The sequence below is a fragment of the Aestuariimicrobium ganziense genome (genome assembly GCF_015352975.1).
Taxonomy (GTDB): domain Bacteria; phylum Actinomycetota; class Actinomycetes; order Propionibacteriales; family Propionibacteriaceae; genus Aestuariimicrobium; species Aestuariimicrobium ganziense.
Genome location: NZ_JACYIZ010000001.1, coordinates 657,771 through 671,714, shown reverse-complemented (window position 1 = coordinate 671,714; position 13,944 = coordinate 657,771). Strand labels below are relative to the sequence as shown.

At 66.1% G+C, this 13,944-nt stretch carries 13 protein-coding genes and 1 pseudogene; 5 read left to right on the top strand and 9 right to left on the bottom strand.

What is annotated here, in order from left to right:
* Window positions 1–26 precede the first annotated feature (26 nt).
* Window positions 27–467: a hypothetical protein gene (locus IE660_RS03325; RefSeq protein WP_203566857.1), complete on the top strand. Its 441-nt coding sequence runs from the start codon at window positions 27–29 to the stop codon at window positions 465–467.
* Here IE660_RS03325 and IE660_RS03320 read toward each other — a convergent pair.
* The gene (locus IE660_RS03320) at window positions 464–631 is read right to left on the bottom strand and encodes a hypothetical protein (protein WP_203566856.1); all 168 of its coding nucleotides are present in this window, start codon (window positions 629–631) and stop codon (window positions 464–466) included. The two genes, IE660_RS03325 and IE660_RS03320, sit on opposite strands and share 4 nt — an antisense overlap.
* A gap of 67 nt (window positions 632–698) precedes the next feature.
* Window positions 699–869 (bottom strand): hypothetical protein, encoded by a 171-nt coding sequence (locus tag IE660_RS03315; protein WP_407928978.1) that lies wholly within the window; start codon window positions 867–869, stop codon window positions 699–701.
* 1,290 nt (window positions 870–2,159) lie between these two features.
* Between IE660_RS03315 and IE660_RS03310 the strand changes: the two genes are divergently transcribed.
* The 3 genes from IE660_RS03310 (at window position 2,160) to IE660_RS03300 (ending at window position 6,811) form a co-directional block, all read left to right on the top strand.
* Window positions 2,160–4,022 (top strand): FG-GAP repeat domain-containing protein, encoded by a 1,863-nt coding sequence (locus IE660_RS03310; protein ID WP_203566855.1) that lies wholly within the window; start codon window positions 2,160–2,162, stop codon window positions 4,020–4,022.
* A 345-nt stretch (window positions 4,023–4,367) separates the two neighbouring features.
* On the top strand, window positions 4,368–5,486 hold the full coding sequence (locus tag IE660_RS03305) for an ISL3 family transposase (RefSeq protein WP_203566854.1): 1,119 nt from the start codon (window positions 4,368–4,370) through the stop codon (window positions 5,484–5,486).
* A gap of 254 nt (window positions 5,487–5,740) precedes the next feature.
* Window positions 5,741–6,811, top strand: a complete 1,071-nt coding sequence (locus tag IE660_RS03300; protein ID WP_203566853.1) for an IS110 family RNA-guided transposase — start codon at window positions 5,741–5,743, stop codon at window positions 6,809–6,811.
* Between the two features lie 196 nt (window positions 6,812–7,007).
* On the opposite strand, the gene IE660_RS03295 is transcribed toward IE660_RS03300, so the two are convergent.
* From IE660_RS03295 to IE660_RS03280, 5 genes and pseudogenes are all read right to left on the bottom strand, one after another.
* Window positions 7,008–7,865, bottom strand: coding sequence for a hypothetical protein (locus IE660_RS03295; protein ID WP_203566852.1), 858 nt, complete (start codon window positions 7,863–7,865; stop codon window positions 7,008–7,010).
* Window positions 7,855–8,058: pseudogene (locus IE660_RS16515) on the bottom strand (MBL fold metallo-hydrolase); the annotation flags it as partial. The pseudogene IE660_RS16515 and the gene IE660_RS03295, both read right to left, overlap by 11 nt.
* Complete coding sequence (locus tag IE660_RS03290; protein WP_203566851.1) at window positions 8,058–8,531, bottom strand: DUF6650 family protein; 474 nt, start codon at window positions 8,529–8,531, stop codon at window positions 8,058–8,060. The pseudogene IE660_RS16515 and the gene IE660_RS03290, both read right to left, overlap by 1 nt.
* 1 nt (window position 8,532) lies before the next feature.
* Entirely contained in the window at window positions 8,533–9,219 is a 687-nt protein-coding gene (locus IE660_RS03285) for an MBL fold metallo-hydrolase (protein ID WP_203566850.1), read from the bottom strand.
* A gap of 28 nt (window positions 9,220–9,247) precedes the next feature.
* Entirely contained in the window at window positions 9,248–9,985 is a 738-nt protein-coding gene (locus IE660_RS03280) for a maleylpyruvate isomerase family mycothiol-dependent enzyme (RefSeq protein WP_203566849.1), read from the bottom strand.
* Window positions 9,986–10,064: 79 nt separating this feature from the next.
* Here IE660_RS03280 and uvrA point away from each other — a divergent pair, with 79 nt between their 5' ends.
* Window positions 10,065–13,196 carry an excinuclease ABC subunit UvrA gene (gene uvrA / locus IE660_RS03275; protein ID WP_207730869.1) on the top strand — a complete coding sequence of 1,044 codons (3,132 nt, stop codon included), beginning with the start codon at window positions 10,065–10,067 and terminating at the stop codon, window positions 13,194–13,196.
* Window positions 13,197–13,237: 41 nt separating this feature from the next.
* Here the strand turns inward: uvrA and IE660_RS03270 are convergent, their stop codons facing one another.
* Window positions 13,238–13,540, bottom strand: a complete 303-nt coding sequence (locus tag IE660_RS03270; protein ID WP_203566847.1) for a hypothetical protein — start codon at window positions 13,538–13,540, stop codon at window positions 13,238–13,240.
* A complete protein-coding gene (locus tag IE660_RS03265; protein WP_328701818.1) occupies window positions 13,540–13,848 on the bottom strand; it encodes an MFS transporter in 309 nt (102 codons plus the stop codon). The genes IE660_RS03270 and IE660_RS03265 overlap by 1 nt, the downstream gene beginning before the upstream one ends.
* Between the last annotated feature and the right edge of the window lie 96 nt (window positions 13,849–13,944).

The following is a 13,944-nucleotide window of genomic DNA, read 5'->3' as shown; positions in this document are numbered from 1 at the left end:
CCCCGGCGGCGTGTTTCACTCGGGGCATGCGTGTGGTGCCAGTGGACGAGCGAGACAGTTCGTGGGAGTCGGCGGAACCCCGGTTCCGCGTCTACCTGCACGGCAGCTCCGATGAGAGTACGGCCGGGTGGACGTCGACCCACGACGTCGAGGGTGGCGACGTGCTGCAGGTGATCGACTGGTCGCAGCGTCAGGCCAGCGGGGGAGTCACCTATGCCGTCGCCCTGGTGGTGGACGACGCCGACATGGGGCGGACCAATCCCGGCCACGGGCGAGGACTCGTCTGGCTGGTGGGCCGCGACGGCAATGACATGCCACGTGATCCTGAACTGGCCGATGCCCAGCGCCGGATGCTCGCGCGCCGTGCCGAGCCGGTGGGGATCCCACTGACCGACCGCGTCCCGGACGACCTGCCCTCTCACGAGTGGGCACGGCGCTGGCGCGCTGATCTGCCGGACGGGAACTAGTCACCCAGCAGGCCCAGTGGGATGACACCGACGCCAGCGGGACGCCGGTAGGCGTGAGGGCCAGTGGTCAGGACGATCGAGTCGAGCAGCCGGTCGCCGATGACGCCCGCGAGCCAGTGCAGGTGCTTGGTGTCGCGGTCGTCGACGGTCCCCGCCAGCTTCACCTCGACTGCCAGGTCACGGGTGAATCAGACAAGTAGCAGGGGCTGAATCAGTCAACCAGCAGCCTGGTCACCAGCCGCGCGAGCGCCACTCGGCCAACTGCGGACGTTCCGCGCCCAGCGTCGTGGAGTCCCCGTGCCCCGGATGCACCACCGTGTCGTCGGGCAGTGCATCGAACAGCAGTGAGGTGACGTCGCCCAGCAGCCGGGTGAAGTCCTCGGGGCTGCCGGTCTTACCCACCCCGCCGGGGAACAGTGAGTGCCTTGTGGCACTGTCACGCCGGCCGAAAATCGGTTGTCAAGAACTACTCCCTGAGGAACTCTTGGCCCCATGACACAAGAGTTGCTGCGGCGTGTCTCTGGAGATCTGAAGCGTCTTGACATGAACTGGGCCTTGGTAGGTGATCTTGCCGTCTGTCTGAGGGCAGTTCCTCGACCTACTGCTGATGTGGCCGCCGGGTCATGGCAGCCGTCGAAGGAGGGCTGGCGACCATCCCCGCACTCGTGGTCACCGACGATGGGGACAAGGCAGAACTATATCTAGGTAGCTGCGTTTCCTCTTGTCGGGACGGCCCCCTAGGATGACCAGCAGCCCAGCCGAAAGAGCGTTCGTGCTGCAGCGTGCCGACCGGCAGCACCAAACCGAATCGACGGCGAGTGGTCGCTCCATCGTTCAACGGGACGCGCGCTCTGTTGCACCGCGCAAGTTGCAGCGACTCTGGTTGACTCGTAGTAGTGATGGGCTCGACAACTAGCTAGACGAGGATGACATGACAACGGCGAACAGAATCTGGTGCGGGTGTTGCCTCGCTGCGCTGGTCATCTGCTGGGCGTATGGAATTGCCGTGATTGCCGGTGCAATGGCTGTCACGATCGTCGGAACACCGCTGGACGTACTGCGAGGCCGAGGTCATTGGAGCAGGGCGGCGACCATTTACGCAGTTCCGCTGGCTCTCCTGACGATGATCCCGGTCGTGTGGGCTGTACGGCGGGGATCACCGTCGAGAGTTGCCCCGTCGAACCCGTGACTACGGCGCAGTGGATCGAGCCAGACGAACTGTGACCGGTAGGACCCACAAAGCTGCGAAGAGGATGCCGGTGAAAGCGAGGCTGACAGCGAGAGCCGTCGGCGCCATCAGGTCGAAACCGATCTGTGCGTAGGCGCGGTAGAAGTCATCAGGGTTTCCTCCCGACGAAATGAGGGCCTGCATGATGGCACTCTCACCCGATGGTGTCCGCCAAGGGTAGGCCTCGAGAACCAGCCACCAGGCGGCTAGCGATGCACTGAGCACCAGGCGCGCTGCAGCCACGATGAGCTGGCGGGGAGAAGATGATGGGCCTGGATACCAAATGGCGCACGAGCACGTCCGCGTTGCTCTAGCGTCTCTATATGAAGTCACGTAAACCCTCTCTCGTTGCGGGTGGACTGATGGTGGCGCTTCTGCCAAGCCACGCTCACGCAGAACTTCCGACACCTCCCCCTCAAGGATCCACCTTCGAGCCCGTAACTCTGAAGGAGGGTCAGCACTCGATGAGTGTCGCGCAGGCCCTCGATCTCGCCTACAGCAAGCCCACACTCGCCGGTGTGGCGCTGGCTTGGGATGATGCGATCATCATGGCACCCGAGAGCCCCACAGCTCGCCTCTCAGCAACAGCCACTCTCAAGGAGGAGATGATCCGCGTCGGCGGTGACGTGGAACCGGTTGTCCTCTGGTTCATGGGTGACCCCGAGGACCCCGACCTAGAGACAATTGCAGATTACCAAAAGCGGACTGGCAAGCTGATCGACGACGTCCCCCTGCCATCAGGGAAGCACACTCTACAGCAGCGGCACGAGGCTGAGAAGCGCGCACGGGCGGAGAAGTTGGCACGGGCTAGCGCAGTCTCGCCTGCGAGCATCAGCCAGACCTGGATGCCAAACGATGTAGTCATCACTGGGCGGTTCGAGGGCGACAAGTTCAAGGTCACGCACGAACTGTGGTGGACCGGTAGCCACAAGCCTGGCGTGAACGACGACTGGGGGTTCGAGTCGAATCTCATTGTTCGTAACGACGGAGTCGACGGGGTGAGGCAGCTAGCAGGTGTCAGCGACTGCTCAGGTGGTAACGAGCACAACGACTTCCCCGGGAGGTACAACGGTGACAGGACCCTCTCGGTTCCCTTCACCAGCGCTGACGAGATCCCAATCGGAACGTTCGAGACCAACACGTCCACTAGTAAATGGGCTGCCATGCAACTTTACGTCGACTGGTGGCAGTACGCTGATCCCTGCGCCCAAAAGAACTACGACTTCGGAATCGGCAAACCAACCGTGATGGAGACCAACGGCTACGGGTACGGGATTGCATACACGCTGACCATGAACAAGGGCACGGCGCCAGCCGGCCCACTGTACGCCTACGGCCAGGCAGTCCATGATGACTGCCCCTCGTACGCCACGACGCTCTGCATGGACCTCGACAAGAACGCAACCTTCCCGCCGGGCACCAAGACGGCGGCCATCTACGGCACGGCGCGTCACGCCTTCATGCCGGGTCAGCTCATTCACAACGACTCGACCATGTCCTACATCAACGGTTCCGCGAGGGGAACCAAGCATGGTGACTCAACGGGCGATGGAGCGGCCGACCTGCTCTACGTTTGGGGAGACTCAGGCACCATCACCGCATACCGCGGGAGCTCTTCCGGCTCTCTGTCATCGCTCGGGAACCGTCAGCGCCCAATCCCTGGAGGCCACCGTGTGAAGTCGTTCGCGAAGGTCCCCGACCTCGACGGGGACAGCTACGCGGACTACTTCTACATCGATGAAAACACGGGTGCCCTCATCCTGATGATTGGTGGTCCTCAAGGCACCATCTTCGACAACGCGCTGACTAACGCCCAGCTCCAAATTGGGCCCCACCAGATTGGGCAGGGCTGGGCGGGGATGAAACTACTGGTGGGCAAGAACTCGCTCTACGCCATCAGAACCGATGGCAAGCTCTCCTACTACCCCTTCAGTGGAACCAACTCAACCACTGACGGAGGACTCCGGGTCACATTCGGGACTCCGACCGTGCTTGGCCAGGGATGGGGGACCGTCCGAACTGCGGCCCGGGTTGACTGGAATCGAGACGGAGTGTGGGACATCCTCGCAGTCGGCGCGGACGGGACCATGCGGCTCTACACCTGCAACGCCACAGGGGGAATCGCGTCCACAACCCAGGTTGGTCACGGCTGGAGCGATTTCCAAGTATCCGTCGGCGGTGATCTGACCGGCGATGGACACCCTGACCTCATCGCGCGCACCAGTAGCGGCACGGTATACGTCTACCCTCTCACCGGATCAGGCTTCGGATCAAGGCGAATAGTCGGTACTGGATTCAGCGGCAGCAGCGCCGAGTTCCTCACCTAGGAGCATCCCGGTCAAATCCGGATACCCCGCCGCCACGTAGCTGGCGGCGGGGTATCCGTGGTCGATGGCCGCGGGAGTTTGGGGGCTCTTCCCAATCGAGGGTGGGTGGGTGACGGCGCGGGCTGAGCGTTGAGGAGCCTTGTCGCCGCGAGGATGTGGGTGTCGAATCCGATCCAGCAACAACAAGGCCCATGTCTGACGCTACCTCAACGACGCCCGCCTGCCCGCCGGTCACCAGCCCGGATCTGACCACCTTCGCTCGGGTTGACGCCCTCGGGCTGCGGGTCGACGCCCAGCAGATCTGGCCGGACAAGGCGATCCTGTTCTGCTCGCTGGCCACGGTCGATGACCGATGTCCCCGCTGCGGCGCTGGGGGCCGGGTGCACGACCAGGTGCTACGCCGGTTCACCCACCTGCCCGTGGGGCCGACGGCCGACGTGGCTGTCGGTCCGGGTGCCCCGGTTCCGCTGCGATGGGTGTGGGCGGGTGTGGCGGCATTCGCTGAAGACGGTGGCCCGACCGCGGTCGAAGCTGACCAGGGCCGCGGACTGGTGGGCCCTGTGCCAAGTCGTGCTCGATCACACCCCGATCAGCGGTGTCGCCGCCGTGCTGGGCATCAGCTGGGACACCGCCCACATGGCCGTGACCGACGTCGGGACCCAGCTCCTCATCGACCACCCGGGACGGCTCGACGGCGTCGAGGTCGTCGGCGTCGACGAGCACGCCTGGCGACACACCCGCAAGGGCGACAAGTACGTGACCGTGATCATCGACCTCACCCCGATCCGGGACGACACCGGCCCCGCCCGGCTGCTGGGCCTGGTCGAGGGTCGCTCGAAGAAGGCGTTCAAGACCTGGCTGGAGGCTCAGACCGACCAGTTCCGGGCCCGGGTCGCCATCGTGGCGATGGACGGCTTCACCGGCTTCAAGACCGCCGCCGCCGAAGCCGTCCCCGACGCCACCGCCGTGATGGACCCCTTCCACGTGGTCGCGTTGGCCGGCGGCAAGCTGAACGCCACCCGACAACGCGTCCAACGTGAACTCACCGGCGGCCGCGGCCGAGCCGAAGATCCGCTCTACAAGGCCCGACGTACCCTGCGCACCGGCCGGGCGCTACTCACCGACAAGCAGAAGGCCCGCCTGTCAGCACTGTGGGCCATCGATGAAGCAGTCCCCCTCGAGGTCGCCTGGCTGACCTACCAAGACATCATCGACGCCTACCGACACCCCGACGCCGACGTCGGGAAGAAGCTGCTCACCTCGGTGATCGACCGGATCAAGACCGCTGTCCCAGCCGGGCTGGCCGAACTCGCCCAACTCGGCAGGACACTCGAAAAGCGACGAGACGACATCCTCGCCTGGTTCGACCACCCCGGCTCCAGCAACGGACCCACCGAAGCCATCTGTGAGTGTCTACCTGGCTGGTCCGGGACCGGCTGGTCAGGATGGTTCCGGTCGCGCTGAACAGCGTGTGACTCTCGAAGCAATTGGCCCGCTTCGGCGGTGCTCTTCCGTTGAATTGTCCACGCTGGGAAGCGCGGCCGGCACCGTCCGGCCCACCTCGGTGACCTGATCAGGAGACTGTCCGACCCCATCTAGATTCACGGGGTCGTGGCCCATCACAGATATGCCCCGACGTGACCTCTACCCGGGCCGGTGCCGGCCGCTTGGCGACCGAGACATCACATCCCCGTCACGAGGAAGGAACGTCGATCACCATGTCGATCGTCGCGCACACCCGCCCATTCGTCATCGGCGTAGACGCCCACGCCCGAACCCATGCACTCGCCGTGCTGGCCTGCCCGACCGGAGAGGTCCTCGATGAGGCACAGTTCCCAGCGACGACTGCCGGCCTTGCCCGTGCCGTCGCCTGGGTCGCACGCCGCACCGGCGCGGACCTCGACGCGCTCTGGGTCATCGAGGGCGTCGGCACCTACGGCGCCCGCCTGGCGCGTGCAGCTGCCGATGCTGGGTACGCCGTGGCCGAGGCACCACGGATGAACGCTCGCGCCAACCGCGGCGTGGGCAAGTCCGACCCCCTGGACGCTCGCCGGATCGCTCAAGCAGCCCTCCCGCTCGACCACACCCAGCTGCGTCTGCCGCGCACCGACGAGGGAGCCCGGGCCGCCCTGCGGATCCTGATCGCCTCCCGCGACCACATCACCAACGAGCGCACCGCCGCGATCAACGCCCTGATCGCGCTGCTGCGGGTCGTCGACCTGGGGATCGATGCCCGAGGCACCCTCAACACCGGCCGGATCAGCGAGATCGCCGCGTGGCGCGCCCGCGCCGAGGAGCTCTCCATCGGCGTCGCCCGCGCCGAGGCCGTCCGCCTCGCCAAGCGTGTCCGCACAGCCGACAGGGAGCTGGGCGACCTCACCCGCCAGATGACCGCCCTGTTGAACGAGAGCCCCGCCGCGGGCCTGCTGGACCAGCCGGGCATCGGACCCGTCACCGCCGCGATCGCCTACGCTGCGTGGTCGCACCCCGGCCGGATCCGCTCCGAAGCCGCCTTCGCCAGCCTGGCCGGCGTCAACCCCATCCCGGCCTCATCCGGCAACACCGTTCGACACCGCATCAACCGCGGCGGCGACCGACGCCTCAACCGCGCCCTGCACATGGCCGTCGTCACCCGCATGCGCATGGACCCCGAGACCCGCGCCTACGTCGACAAGCGCACCGCGCAGGGGCGCACCCCGCGCGAGATCCGCCGCTCGCTCAAGCGCTACCTCGCCCGTCAGATCTACAGGCAACTCATCGCCACGATCACACCTGCGGCGGCTGCTTGACATACATAGGAGATTCAACGGCCGGCTCGAACACCTCCGCGGCATCGCGCTCGGCTTCCGCAACCTCGTCAACTACCGGATCAGATCACTCCTCGAAGCCGGCGGATTCAGACCCCTCATCCACTCTCTTTCGTGAAGAGCCAACAAACGCCCGCCCCGTCACCTGCACAAGGTGGCGGGGCGGTGCACTGTTGTCTCAGAGGTTCCTCTCCCTGTCGGCGTCTTGGGGAGGGTCGTTGCCCAGAGCTTGGAGCACCAGGCTGGCTAGCTCCTCGGCAAAGCCGGGATCGGCTGGTATCTGGTTGAGCACGGGGAACTCGTGCATGAAGAACGAGTCGTGATCGTCTGGCGCCTCAGACCAAGCCAGCGCAACGCCCACATACCCAATGATCGCCATTGCTTCGTAGCCTGTGATCCGCCCTCTGGTGGGTGAGAAATACACATGATCGTCAGGTCGGAACAGCCCCGAATTTGGCCCGAACTGCCGGAACAGCTTGTGCCCACCGTAGTGAGACTCGCTCTTCACGAGATACAGCCCAACGTCCGGCATAGAGGGCTCGCCATCGAGGAACGCGACCATGCTCTGTGGAGGTCGGACGCCGTGGTCTGCCATTTGGCAACCCATGTTCTTGACGTGGTAGCGAGCGAGCTTGAGTGCCTCTGTCCTCCACTCTGGGCCATATATGGCACCGAGATCAACACCGTCCGCCTCCCACCACCCGTCCATCCCGTCGACGAGCGCTGCGCTGAATACCTCGTAGGCTCGGTCGAAGGGCTGGCTCCTCGCGTTGTTGCAGTTCTGGCATAGGACCGCGCCGAATCGCACCGAGCGCGACTTGCTGTTGGGTCCCCTGAGCGTCTCGACGCGGCCACCATCACCTCCCCAAACGGGGGCGCGAGAGCCCTCCCAAAGACGCTCCAGATCGGTGCGCTTGTGGCGATGTTCCAAGGAGTCAGCAACCTTGCCGCACCACCAGCAAGTCCCATGGAGGTCCTCCAGCAGGGCGGCTAGCTCAGGGTTGGTACCGCGTCCAGCCCGGAGGTCACCAGCCACGAGCCCGCCACTCCGGTAGATGTGGACGTTCTGCGCCTAGGGTGGTGCTGTCCCCGTGGCCGGGGTGAACCACCGTGTCGTCAGGGAACGCGCCGAAGATCTTCGCTTCTAGGTCGCTCATCAGCGAGTCGAAGTCCTTAGGGTTATTTACCTGTCCAGGCCCTCCGGGGAAGAGGGAGTCATCTGTGACCATCAGTCCGGCTTCAGCACGCTCGCGAAGAAACCGCCTTCTTCAGTGGGCACTATCGAGGCGAGATCAGGCTCCACGTCCAACTCAAAGCGCGCAGCCAAGTCGCCCACAAGTTGACCGACCTTCGCCCGCAACTCGCCCAAGGCGACCGAGAACGGCTCGTGCCCCATGTGATAACGGCGTCCATGGTCATCGCGGGTCTCCATGAAAGTGCGGAAGTACGACCGCAGCAACTTCAGCTGTTGCGCGAGGCCAGTGCTGATGTCGGGGTTCGTGATCATCTCACTTAGTTTGTCGCGCACGGCACCCGCCGAGACGATGCAATCGCTGGGCGTCTCCCAGTAGAAGTCCACGAAGAGGAGCCGCCTATCCTCCAAGAGGCTGATGACACGGCGGGCGATCACCTCATCGTCGTCTTTGCGTTCCCACTGGAGCGAACCAAATGGTGTTCCCAGCCCGGTCCATCGATATCTCATGTCACCACCTCCTCGCCCACCACTCTGGGAGATGGATCCGCTCAACTCCAAGAGTCGTAGCGTCACCGTGGCCCGGGTGGACGACCGTATCGTCCGGAAGCGTGAAGACCTTCTCCTCCAGATCGCTCATCAGCGAGTCGAAGTCCTCGGGATTATTTACCCTTCCAGGCCCCCCAGGGAACAGCGAATCGCCGGTGAACACGTGCGCGGGGCCCTCGTCCGGCTGCCAGAGCAGCGCGATCGCTCCCGGTGTGTGGCCGACCAGCCCGACCACCTCGAGGTGGTCATCGCCCAGCGCCACCCGGTCGCCGGTCCACAGGCCACGTTGCTCGACGCCAGTGGCCTCGCTGATGGCCTCGGCATCGGGTGCCCCGCTGAAGCAGCGCACCTCCAGCGCGGCACTCACCTCGGCCAGGGCCCCGATGTGGTCGTGATGACGGTGGGTGGTGACGATGCAGCGCACGTCGACCCCCGCGACCAGTTCGAGCAGCCGATCGGCCTCGGCGGCCGCGTCGACCAGCACGGCAGGTCCGCTGGCCGGCACCAGCAGGTAGGCGTTGTTGTCCATCCGGCCCACCGACAACTTGGTGGCGCGCACACCGCCGCCGAGGTCGAAGACCAGTCCCGGCCCTCCGTTCTCGACGTGGTGACCAGCGGGTACCTCAGTGGGCGTGTCGAACTCGACCATCGTTGGCTCCTCCCAGCCGTACCGAACCTCAACCCCACAGGGGCATGACCAGATCGTCGGTTCCCTCCAGGCCGTCGCCGGAACCTCGTCCGGTCAACCACCCGAGCAGCGGACGATCGTCGCCCTCGACCACTACGACCTCGCCGTAGCTGCCGAGGCGCGCCACCAGGCCGGACGACGACCGCAGCTCCAGCAGGGGGATGTCCTCGCGGTCTCCCAGCCGGAACGCCGACCACTCCAGCAGCCGGCGCGCGGTCTCGTGCGCCACGTCGTCCACGGTGAAACCCACACCGAGGTCGACATGGTGCAGCACCACCTCGTCGAGTCGGGCCAACGGCAGCAGGCGCGCTGGCAGCCGGAAGCCCGCTCGCAGCTCCACCGGCATCGCCTGGTCGATCGTCTCCAACGCGTCCAGGGCCTCGTTGAGCAGCCCGGACGACACGTCCAGGTCGATCTGCAGGGCCAGGCCGTTGCGCTCCGAGCCGCGCTCGATGTCGCGCTCCTTGTCCGGCTCGGAGGCGTACATCCGCTGCGGCATGCCCAGCATCATCGTCTCGAACGCCAATCGCAGGCCGTCGGCGTTTCGAGCCAGGTGCGTTGCCACGTGCGCACGAGTCCAGCCCGGCAGCAGGCTGGCCTCCTGCCAGTCGGCGTCACTGATCCTGATCGTGTCGCCCAGCAGGCGCTGGGTCGCCTCGAGCTTGAGGGCACGAACCTCGCTGACCTCACCACCCAGGGTCATCGGGTCGAGCGAAGCGGGAGCCATGGGTTCAACCTAGCCCGCCGACACCTCTCCACTCCAGAGGGTGAGGGCCACCGGTGGCCCCACGAGGCCGATCGGGGAAATGTCACAGGCAGGTCCTACAGTGGCCGGTGTGAATGATCGCCTGCTCGTGCGTGGTGCCCGCGAACACAACCTGAAGAACGTCTCCCTCGACCTGCCGAGGGACGCGCTGATCGTGTTCACGGGCCTGTCAGGGTCGGGCAAGTCGTCGCTGGCCTTCGACACCATCTTCGCCGAGGGGCAGCGCCGCTACGTCGAGAGCCTGTCGGCCTATGCCCGCCAGTTCCTGGGCCAGATGGACAAGCCCGACGTCGACTTCATCGAAGGTCTGTCGCCGGCGGTATCGATCGACCAGAAGTCCACCTCGCGCAACCCTCGATCGACCGTCGGCACGATCACCGAGGTGCACGACTACCTGCGTCTGCTCTACGCCCGCATCGGTCATCCACACTGCCCGGTCTGTGGCGAGCCGATCAGCCGGCAGACCCCGCAGCAGATCGTCGACCGGCTGCTCAACCTCGACGAGGGGACGAGGCTGCAGGTGCTGGCGCCCGTCGTGCGCGGCCGCAAGGGTGAGCACGTGGATCTGTTCCGGCAGTTGTCCACTCAGGGCTTCAGCAGGGTGCGGGTCGACGGCGAGGTGCACCAACTCTCCTCCCCGCCCACGCTCGACAAGCAGAAGAAGCACGACATCGATGTCGTGGTCGACCGGGTGGTGATCAAGTCGACCGCCAAGCAGCGGCTCACAGACTCGGTCGAGACCGCGCTCGGGCTGGCCAACGGCGTGGTCGGCGTCGATCATGTCGACCTGCCCGCCGACGACCCCAACCGTGAGCGGCGTTACTCCGAGAAGCTCGGCTGCCCCAACGAGCACGACATCTCGATCGAGGAACTGGAACCCCGCCAGTTCTCGTTCAACGGTCCGTGGGGTGCCTGCCCCGCCTGTGCTGGTCTGGGCACCAGCATGGAGGTCGACCCCGAACTGGTCGTGCCCAATGACCGGGTGAGCCTGGCCGACGGCGCGATCCAGCCGTGGGCATCGCCCCATGTCGCGGGCCACTTCGTCCACGTCTACGAGTCGATGGGCGAGGAGCACGGCTTCAGCCCGCACACCCCGTGGCGCGACCTCACCGACACCCAGCGCAACCTGCTGTTGCGGGGCAAGGGCGACCCGGTGGTCGTCCGCTACCGCAATCGGTTCGGACGCGTCCGTTCGTTCACGCAGAAGTTCGAGGGTGTGCTGCCCTACGTCAAGCGCCGCCACGGCGAGGCCGAGAGCGACTCGGCGCGTGAGCGCTGGGGCGAGTACATGCGGGAGATCCCATGCTCGACGTGCAACGGCGACCGTCTGAAGCCCACGTCGCTGGCGGTCACCATCGCCGGACGCAACATCGCCCAGGTCTCGCACCTGTCGATCGGTGAGGCCGCCGAGTTCCTCGGTGGGCTCGAACTGACCCCGCGCGAGGCGCAGATCGCCGAGCGTGTGGTCAAGGAGATCAACGAGCGGCTGCGCTTCCTGGTCGACGTCGGCCTGGACTACCTCTCCCTGGCCCGCAGCGCCGGGTCACTGTCGGGCGGCGAGGCCCAGCGGATCCGGTTGGCCACCCAGATCGGGTCGGGCCTGGTTGGCGTGCTGTACGTCCTGGACGAGCCGAGCATCGGCCTGCACCAGCGCGACAACCGCCGCCTGATCGAGACCCTGCAGCGGCTGCGCGACCTGGGCAACACCCTGATCGTGGTCGAGCACGACGAAGACACCATCCGCGTCGCCGACTGGGCGGTCGACATCGGTCCGGGTGCCGGTGAGCACGGTGGCCACGTGGTGGTCTCCGGTCCGGTCAAGGACCTGCTGGCCAGCAAGGACTCCCTGACCGGTGCGTACCTGTCGGGTCGTCGCGAGATCCCGCTGCCCGCCCGCCGTCGTCCCCACACCGGACGCGACCTGGTGGTTGAGGGCGCCCGCGAGAACAACCTGCGCGACATCACCGTCAACGTGCCGCTGGGCCAGTTGGTCGCCGTGACCGGCGTCTCCGGGTCGGGCAAGTCGTCGCTGGTCAACGGCATCCTCTACAAGGCGCTCGCCCGCCGGCTCTACGGGGCCAAGGCCGTGCCCGGACGTCACCGTGGACTGCAGGGCGCCGACCAGATCGACAAGGTGATCCACGTCGACCAGTCGCCGATCGGACGCACCCCGCGCTCGAACCCGGCCACCTACACCGGGGTGTTCGACAAGATCCGGGCCTTGTTCGCGCAGACCCCCGAGGCCAAGATCCGCGGCTACCAGCAGGGTCGGTTCTCGTTCAACATCAAGGGCGGACGCTGCGAGCACTGCCAGGGCGACGGCACCATCAAGATCGAGATGAACTTCCTGCCCGACGTCTACGTGCCCTGCGAGGTCTGCCACGGAGCCCGCTACAACCGCGAGACCCTCGAGGTGCACTACAAGGGCAAGACCATCTCGGAAGTGCTCGACATGCCCATCGAGGAGGCTGCGGAGTTCTTCGCGCCGATCCAGTCGATCGCCCGCCACCTGGTCACGCTCAACGAGGTGGGTCTGGGTTACGTGCGGCTCGGTCAGCCGGCGACCACCCTCTCCGGCGGTGAGGCGCAGCGGGTCAAGCTGGCCAGCGAACTGCAGAAGCGCTCCACCGGCAAGACGTTCTACGTGCTGGACGAACCGACCACCGGCCTGCACTTCGAGGACATCCGCAAGCTGCTGGGCGTGCTCGGGCGACTCGTCGACGCCGGCAACTCGGTACTGGTGATCGAGCACAACCTCGACGTCATCAAGACCGCTGACTGGCTGATCGACATGGGGCCCGAGGGTGGCTCGCGCGGCGGCGTCGTCGTCGCCGAGGGCACCCCCGAGCAGGTCGCCGGGAACCCTGATTCGCACACCGGGGTGTTCCTGCGCGAGGTGCTGCACGGCCGCGAGGTGCCGGTGGGGGAGGACCCCGACCTGTTCAGTGAGGACGAGCCCGACGAGCCCAAGGCCGCGCCGCGCAATGGGCGAGGACGAGCCAGCGCCACCGCGAGGCAGACGAAGGCGACCACGACCAGGGCGACAACGACAACGACCAAGAGCACGGCCGCCAAGGCCACGGCGGCGAAGTCAACCGCTGCCAAGACCAGGGCGGCGAAGACCGCAGGGTCAAGTCCCGCGACGGCCGCGAAGCCTTCATCCGCCAAGTAGTCGACTCCGAGCGGCGGCGGGATCAGGCGATCGGGCGACCTTCAGGAGCTCGCCACGCCCACTGGCGCCTCGCCGGAACGCACTGCCCAGGCCAGGGGTAGGCAGGCCAGGGCCAACACGGACATCGCGAAGGCGGCTCGGCGCAGCCCAAGAGCCGGATCGCCGCGCAGCGCTGCCTCGGAGAAGATCGTGCCCAGTGCTGCGATGCCGAGGGACGCCGTCACCCGCTGGGTGATCGTGAAGGCCGTGTTGACGTCAGCGACCTCGGAGGCTGCGACCCGCCGACTGATGGCCTGCAGCAGGGGGGTGGTGACCAGGCCCGTGGCTGCAGCGCGTCCCGTCATCACCACGGCATCGCCAATGGTGCCAGCGGCGCGCCGGACAGGCCTTGGACGGCGCGGAACCAGATCAGCTGCGTCAGGTCGTTGCTCGCTGCGCACGCGGCCGAGGCCAGCGTGAAGGCCAACAGCGATGCTGCGTACAACCGCCTCAGGCCGACGCACTTCGTCAGGTACGGGGTCATGCAGAGCCCCAGGCCCAGTGCCAGTAGGTAGCCGCTGATGATCCACTGGACTGCGCTCACCGGCTCGCCGGTGCCGTGGGCGATGTCTGCGGCGGCGACGTTGACCACGCTCGAGTCGAGCATTGACATCATCGGTCCGGCCAGCAGGCCGAAGGATGCCCATCTCGGCAGGGGGGCGGGGTGCGATGACTCACCAGCACTCCATTCATAAGAATACAGTCACAA

What these genes read in the sequence shown, in the direction of transcription:
- IE660_RS03325 (WP_203566857.1), top strand. Translation starts at nt 27, where the DNA reads ATGCGTGTGGTGCCAGTGGACGAGCGAGACAGTTCGTGGGAGTCGGCG.
- IE660_RS03310 (WP_203566855.1), top strand. Translation starts at nt 2,160, where the DNA reads ATGAGTGTCGCGCAGGCCCTCGATCTCGCCTACAGCAAGCCCACACTC.
- IE660_RS03305 (WP_203566854.1), top strand. Translation starts at nt 4,368, where the DNA reads ATGACCGATGTCCCCGCTGCGGCGCTGGGGGCCGGGTGCACGACCAGG.
- IE660_RS03300 (WP_203566853.1), top strand. Translation starts at nt 5,741, where the DNA reads ATGTCGATCGTCGCGCACACCCGCCCATTCGTCATCGGCGTAGACGCC.
- IE660_RS03290 (WP_203566851.1), bottom strand. Translation starts at nt 8,531, where the DNA reads ATGAGATATCGATGGACCGGGCTGGGAACACCATTTGGTTCGCTCCAG.
- IE660_RS03285 (WP_203566850.1), bottom strand. Translation starts at nt 9,219, where the DNA reads ATGGTCGAGTTCGACACGCCCACTGAGGTACCCGCTGGTCACCACGTC.
- IE660_RS03280 (WP_203566849.1), bottom strand. Translation starts at nt 9,985, where the DNA reads ATGGCTCCCGCTTCGCTCGACCCGATGACCCTGGGTGGTGAGGTCAGC.
- uvrA (WP_207730869.1), top strand. Translation starts at nt 10,065, where the DNA reads ATGTCACAGGCAGGTCCTACAGTGGCCGGTGTGAATGATCGCCTGCTC.
- IE660_RS03270 (WP_203566847.1), bottom strand. Translation starts at nt 13,540, where the DNA reads ATGACGGGACGCGCTGCAGCCACGGGCCTGGTCACCACCCCCCTGCTG.
- IE660_RS03265 (WP_328701818.1), bottom strand. Translation starts at nt 13,848, where the DNA reads ATGTCAATGCTCGACTCGAGCGTGGTCAACGTCGCCGCCGCAGACATC.